Source organism: Falsiroseomonas sp. RANM36 (genome assembly GCF_056682175.1).
In genome coordinates this window covers 161167-167576 of record NZ_JBWXTD010000007.1, presented here as the reverse complement: position 1 = coordinate 167576, position 6410 = coordinate 161167, and the positions used below count along the sequence as shown (strand labels likewise).

The following is a 6410-nucleotide window of genomic DNA, read 5'->3' as shown; positions in this document are numbered from 1 at the left end:
CCGCCCGGCTCGGCGGCGCCGCCGCCGGGCGGGCGCAGGGGCCCCCTAACCCCCGGGGCGGCGCGGCGCCGCGCGGCGCTGCCGCCGCTGTTCGACGGGCTGAAGGGCGCCGCCGCGGAGGTCGGCGGGCTGCAGGTACAGAACCGCGGGACGATCGTCGGCAATCTCTGCACCGCCTCGCCCGCCGGCGACGGCATCCCGAACCTGCTCGCGCTCGATGCCTCGGTCGAGCTCGCCGGGCCCGAAGGACGGCGCAGCCTGCCGGTCGCGAAGTTTCTGACCGGCTATCGCGCCACCGCGCTGCGGCCGGGGGAGATCGTCACCGCGCTGCGCGTGCCGCATCTGCCCGGCGGACGCAGCGGCTTCGTCAAGCTCGGCGCGCGGCGCTACCTGGTGATCTCGATCGCCATGGCGGCGGGAGTGGTCGTCACCGACGAAGCTGGCAGGATCGCCGCGGCGCGGCTGGCGCTCGGCGCCTGCTCGGCGGTCGCGGAGCGCCTGCCGCTGCTGGAGGCGGCGCTGCGGGGCGTTCCGCTTGCCGACGCCGCGCGCGTGGCGGAGCCGCGGCATCTCGCCGAGCTCCGTCCGATCGACGACATCCGCGCCTCGGCCGCCTATCGGCGCGAGGCTGCGCTCGCGCTGCTGCGCGACCTGCTGCGGGGCTTCGCATGATCGCCTTCACCCTCAACGGCGCGCGGGTCGAGACCGAGGCCGCGCCCTTCGCGCCCCTGTCGGACACGCTGCGCGAGCGGCTTGGGCTCACCGGCACGAAGATCGGCTGCGAGGCGGGCGATTGCGGCGCCTGCACGGTGCTGGTGGACGGCGTACAGGCCTGCGCCTGCCTGGTGCCGACCGCGCAGGCCGAGGGCCGCGCGGCCACCACCATCGAGGCGGAGCATCCGGTGCTCACGCGGCTGCGCGACGCCTTCCTCGCGCATGGCGCGGCGCAATGCGGCATCTGCACGCCGGGGATGATCATGGCCGCCGCCGACCTGCTGCTGCGCGATCCCGCACCGACGCGCGAGGCCGCGGCGGATGCCATCGGCGGCGTGCTCTGCCGCTGCACCGGCTACCGGAAGATCCTCGATGCGATCCTCGACGCCGTGCCGTCCCTGCCGCGCATGCCGGATGCCGGCGCGGCGGTCGGCGCCGCGGTCGCGCGGCTGGATGGCGCGCCGAAGGTCGCGGGCACCGACCGCTTCGGCGCCGATGCCGCGCCGGCCGACGCGCTCTGGCTGCGCGTGGTGCGCTCGCCGCATGCGCGGGCGCGCTTCGCGCTCGGCGACCTGGAAGACGCGCGGCAACGCCTCGGCCTCGACGCGATCCTCACGCATCGCGACGTGCCCGGCCAGAACGCCTTCGGCATCATGCCGACGCTCAAGGACCAGCCGGTGCTGGCCGAGGGCGAGGTGCGCTTCCGCGGCGAGGCGGTGCTCGCCCTGGTCGGCACCCGCGCGGCGGTGGAGGCGGTGCGCGACGCCGACCTGCCCATCGCCTGGGAAAAGCTGCCCGCGCTGACCGGCGAGCAGGCCTGGCGCGCCGATGCCGAGGACGCGCCGCAGCTCCACGCCCATGCGCCGCGCAACGTGCTCGTGCGAGGCAGGTTGGTGAAGGCCGATGCGCGCCGCTCGGGCGGCGCGGCGGGGGCGATGGGCGTGTTCGAGACCGCCTTCGTCGAGCACGCCTATATCGAGCCGGAGGCCGGGCACGCGCTGCCGACGCCGGAGGGCATGACCATCGTCGCCTGCACCCAGGCGCCCTACATGGACCGCGAGGAGACGGCGCGCGTGCTCGGCGTGGCGGAGGAGGCGGTGCGGATCGTGCCGACCGCCTGCGGCGGCGGCTTCGGCGGCAAGCTCGATGTCTCGATCCAGCCGCTGCTCGCCATCGCCGCGCACAAGGTGGGCCGGCCGGTGCGGGTGGTCTATTCGCGCACCGAGAGCATGGCGAGCACGACGAAGCGCCACCCGGCGCGGATGAGCGCCTTCCTGAACGCCGATGCCGAGGGCCGCTTCACCGGCTTCGGCATGGAGGCCCGCTTCAACACCGGCGCCTATGCGAGCTGGGGACCAACGGTCGCGAACCGCGTGCCGGTGCATGCCTCCGGCCCCTATCGCATGCCGAATGTCGCGAACCACTCCGTCGCGCTCTACACCAATGAGACGCCGGCCGGCGCCTTCCGCGGGTTCGGCGTGCCGCAGGCGGCGATCGCGACCGAGACGCTGGTGGACGACATCGCGGAGCAGCTCGGCCTGGACCGGTGGGAGATCCGGCGCCGCAACGCGATTGGGCATGGCGATGTCACGCCTTCGGGCCAGGTGCTGCACGCCTCGGCCGGGCTGCCGCAATGCCTCGATGCGCTGAAGCCGGACTGGGAGGCGATGCTCGCCCGCGTGGCCGCGCACAACGCGACGGCGACGCGGCATCGGCTCGGCGCGGGCATCGCCTGCATGTGGTATGGCTGCGGCAATACCTCGATGTCGAACCCCTCGCGCATGCGCGTGGTGCTGGCGCGCGACGGCACGCTGACGCTGTTCAACGGCGCGGTGGATATCGGCCAGGGCAGCACAACCGTCATCGCGCAGATCTGCGCCGATGCGCTCGGCCTGCCGCTCGGGCGCTTCCGCTTCGTCGTCGGCGACACGGCGCTGACGCATGACGCCGGCAAGACCTCCGCCTCGCGCCAGACCTTCGTCAGCGGCCGCGCGGCGCTGGAAGCCGGGCGCGCGCTGCGACGGCGCATCCTGGCGCTCGCCAATGCCGGCGAGGATGCGCTGCTCTCCCTCGACGGCACGCGCCTGACGGTCACGGATGCGGCCGGCGCGTCGCGCGCGATCGACCTCGCCGGCCTGCCGCACGACCTGGAAGCGGAGGGGCGCTACGATCCGCCGACCACGGCGCTGGACGCGGATGGGCAGGGCACGCCCTATGCCACCTATGGCTTCGCCGCGCAGATCGCGCTGGTCCGCGTGGACACCGCGCTCGGCACGGTGAAGGTCGAGGAGATCGTGGCGGCGCAGGATGTCGGCCGGGCGGTGAACCCCACCCTCGTCCTCGGCCAGATCCATGGCGGCATCGCGCAGGGCCTCGGCCTGGCGCTGATGGAGGAGTTCATTCCGGGCAGCACCGAGAACCTGCACGACTACCTGATCCCGACCGCCGGCGACGTGCCGCCGATCCGGGTGCATCTGATCGAGGATCCGGAGCCGGAAGGACCCTTCGGCGCCAAGGGCGTCGGCGAGCCGGCGCTCGTGCCCACCGCGCCCGCGATCCTCGGCGCGATCCGGCACGCGACCGGCGTGACCATCCGTCGCGTGCCCGTGCTGCCGCACCGTCTGTGGGAGGCGCTGCATGTCCGATAGGGTCAGCGCGGCCGCGCGCTCGGAAAAATTCGGCCAGTCCGAGGGCGGCGGCATCATCCGCTGCGACGCCTGCCCCGTGCTGTGCCGCATCCGTCCCGGCCGCGCCGGGGCCTGTTCGCGCTACGCCAACGAGGGCGGCCAGCTTGTCCGCTCCGATCCCGCGCTCGCGCTGGCCCATGCGATCGAGACAGGCGCGCCGCTGGTCGCCTTCGCCGAGGACGCCTGGGACGGCAAGCTGCTCGATCCCTCCCGCGCCTTCGTCACCGGCATCGGCGCGGGCACGACCTATCCCGACTACAAGCCCGCGCCCTTCATCGTCGGCAGCGTGCATGACGGCGTGGACACCGTCACCGTCGTGACGGAGGGGATCTTCAGCTATTGCGGCGTGAAGGTGAAGATCGACACCGACCGCCATCTGGGTCCCGAGGCCGCGCCGGTCCGCGCGAAGGGCGAACAGGTCGGCCACGTCACCACCGCCGAATACGGCAGCCAGATGCTGAGCCTCGGCGGCGTGCGGCACCTGACCGGCGGGTCGAAGCGCGAAGGCACCGTCACCTGCGAGACGCTGCTCGCGCTCTGCGCGGCCGAGCCCGTGACGCTGACCATCCATGGCGGGCACGAGGTGGTCGTGCAGGCGGGCCATGCGCCCATCGTGGACGGCACCGCGGAACGGCGCATGCGGGTCGGCTGCGGCAGCGCCACGGTCGGCATCTTCGCGCAGCAATGGCTCGGCCATGCCGACGAGGTGATCGTGGTGGACGACCACATCACCGGCGTGCTGTCCGAGCACCAGGCCGGCAAGGTGCTCGGCATGAAGCCCACCGGCATCCGCGTGCGCGGCCGCCGCTCCACGCCCGGGCGGTATTTCCAGGTGGCCAATCCCGGCCTCGGCTGGGGCGGCACCGACGTGACCGACCCGCTCGAGATCATCGAGGGCATCGACCCCAAGATCGCCTGGCCAGGGCTCAGGCTGCTGATGACCTCGACCACGGGCGACCACGCGTTGTGGTGCGTGCTGGACGAACGGCTGAAGCCTGTGGCGGCGGAGATGCCGGAGGCCGTGCGGATCGTCGTCGAGCGCATCGGCGAGAATTGCGAGCCCTCGCTCTGCAGCGTGGTCTTCATGGCCGGCGCCGGCGGCAGCCGGCGCGCCGGGGTCACGGAAAACCCGGTGCTGCTGACGCGCGCGGTCGCCGCCGGCGAGGTGCGCGTGACCATGGGCGGCGCGCCCTGCTACCTCTGGCCGGGCGGCGGGATCACCATCATGGCCGATGTGCTGCGCTTCCCCGGACGCGCCTTCGGCCATGTCCCGACACCCGCCCTCGTCGCCCCGATCGAATTCACCCTGCCCCGACGGCTCTATGCGGAACTCGGCGGGCACATGCAGGAGATCGTGCCGGTGGAGCAACTGCTGCAGGGGCTCGGCGAGCAGCTCCGGGTGGAAGGGTGGAGGCCGGGCAATCCCTGGCCCTTCGCGCGGCCATGATCGCGCAGCGGCTGGCGGGCGAAAGGCTGCATCTGCAGCACGGGCCGATCGACGTGGTGCTGCGCGCCTGGGGCGAGGTGGCGGCGGTCGAGGCCGCGGAACGCGCCGCCGCCAGGCGCTTCGCCACGATCCTGGAGGAGCTGGTCGCCGAGCTCCCGGCGCTGCGCCGCGCCGTGGGGCCGGCGAGCGAGGCCGAGGGCGCGGTGCCACGGCGTATGGTCGCCGCCTGCCGTCCCTTCGCGCGGTCCGGCATCTTCGTGACCGCGATGGCGGCCGTGGCGGGCGCGGTGGCGGACGAGCTGCTCGCGGCGATGCGCGGCGCGGCGCCCGGCCTGCGCAAGGCCTTCGTCAACGATGGCGGCGACATCGCGGCGCATGTCGCGCCCGGCGAGGTGCTGACCCTCGGCATGGCGGCGCTGCCCGAACCCGGAGCGACCCCGTTCGACGGCAGGGTGACGCTCGGGGCCGCCGACGGCGTCGGCGGCGTCGCCACCTCCGGCCGGCACGGACGATCCTTCTCGCTCGGCATCGCCGACGCGGTCACCGTGCTGGCGCGGGATGCCGCGACCGCCGACGCCGCTGCGACGCTGATCGCCAATGCGGTCAACCTCGACAGCCCGGCGATCGCGCGCGCGCCGGCATCCTCGCTCGACCCCGACAGCGATCTCGGCGACCGGCTGGTGACCGTGGGTGTCGGCCCGCTGACCGCCGCCGAGGCCACCCGCGCCCTGGAAGCCGGCGCCGCCCGCGCGGAGGCATGGGCGCGTGCCGGCCTGATCCACGCCGCCGCGCTGCGCCTGGCCGGCCAGCTGCGCGTCGCCGGCGCCCATCTGCCGCAGGAGCGCGCCGCATGATCCAGGACCTCGTCATCCGTAAGGTCGCGATCCATGTCGAGGAGACCCGGCACGATGGCGGCCCGCTGCTCGACAAGCCGGTGCTGAAGGGCTGGTGCGCCGTGGTGCTGCGCAATCCCTTCGCCGGCCGCTACGAGCCGGAGCCGATGTGGATGATGGAGGCGATGAAGCCGATCGGCCTGATGGTCGCCGAGCGGCTGCTCGCCGGCCTCGGCGGCGATCCCGACGCGATCGAGGCCTATGGCAAGGGCGGCGTGGTCGGCAGCGCGGGCGAGCTGGAACACGGTGCGCTCTGGCATGTCGCGGGCGGCTACGCGATGCGCGGCCTGCTCGGCAAGGCGCTGGCCATCGTGCCCTCGATGACCAAGGTCGGGCCGATGGGCGCCGCGCTGGACATCCCGATCCATCATCGCAACGCCGCCTATGTGCGCAGCCATTTCGACGGCATCACCTGCGTGGTGCCGGATGCGCCGCGCCCCGATGAGATCCTCTTCGCGCTGGCGATGACCACGGGATCGCGCCCGCATGCCCGCGTCGGCGGCCTTCGCCAGGAGGACATCGCCGCCTGGGACGGACAGCGATAGAGCACGTTCCGATCGACTGGAATCAGTCGATCGGAAGGTCGTGCTCTAGGAACAATGATTCTAGAGCAGCTTGTGGCCCGGGGGGGGGGAGCGCGGGGCGGGCGGACCGGCGCGGCCCGGCAAA

Annotated in this window: 5 protein-coding genes; all 5 read left to right on the top strand. The window is 73.6% G+C overall.

The genetic code is table 11. The features are described from left to right. Positions 1-672: FAD binding domain-containing protein (locus AC1MIR_RS24925; protein WP_480030869.1), on the top strand; the 672-nt coding region annotated here is incomplete at its 5' end. Next, entirely contained in the window at positions 669-3362 is a 2694-nt protein-coding gene (locus tag AC1MIR_RS24920) for a molybdopterin-dependent oxidoreductase (protein WP_480030868.1), read from the top strand. The genes AC1MIR_RS24925 and AC1MIR_RS24920, both read left to right, overlap by 4 nt. After that, a complete protein-coding gene (locus tag AC1MIR_RS24915) occupies positions 3352-4848 on the top strand; it encodes a 6-hydroxynicotinate reductase (RefSeq protein WP_480030867.1) in 1497 nt (498 codons plus the stop codon). The genes AC1MIR_RS24920 and AC1MIR_RS24915 overlap by 11 nt, the downstream gene beginning before the upstream one ends. Continuing rightward, positions 4845-5702 carry a UPF0280 family protein gene (locus AC1MIR_RS24910; RefSeq protein ID WP_480030866.1) on the top strand — a complete coding sequence of 286 codons (858 nt, stop codon included), beginning with the start codon at positions 4845-4847 and terminating at the stop codon, positions 5700-5702. The genes AC1MIR_RS24915 and AC1MIR_RS24910 overlap by 4 nt, the downstream gene beginning before the upstream one ends. Continuing rightward, positions 5699-6286, top strand: coding sequence for an amino acid synthesis family protein (locus AC1MIR_RS24905; protein ID WP_480030865.1), 588 nt, complete (start codon positions 5699-5701; stop codon positions 6284-6286). Before AC1MIR_RS24910 ends, AC1MIR_RS24905 begins: the two co-directional genes overlap by 4 nt. The last annotated feature ends 124 nt before the right edge of the window (positions 6287-6410 follow it).

Bases quoted from the DNA above. Each gene is read 5' to 3' on its own strand.
- AC1MIR_RS24920 (WP_480030868.1), top strand. From the start codon at position 669: ATGATCGCCTTCACCCTCAACGGCGCGCGGGTCGAGACCGAGGCCGCG.
- AC1MIR_RS24915 (WP_480030867.1), top strand. From the start codon at position 3,352: ATGTCCGATAGGGTCAGCGCGGCCGCGCGCTCGGAAAAATTCGGCCAG.
- AC1MIR_RS24910 (WP_480030866.1), top strand. From the start codon at position 4,845: ATGATCGCGCAGCGGCTGGCGGGCGAAAGGCTGCATCTGCAGCACGGG.
- AC1MIR_RS24905 (WP_480030865.1), top strand. From the start codon at position 5,699: ATGATCCAGGACCTCGTCATCCGTAAGGTCGCGATCCATGTCGAGGAG.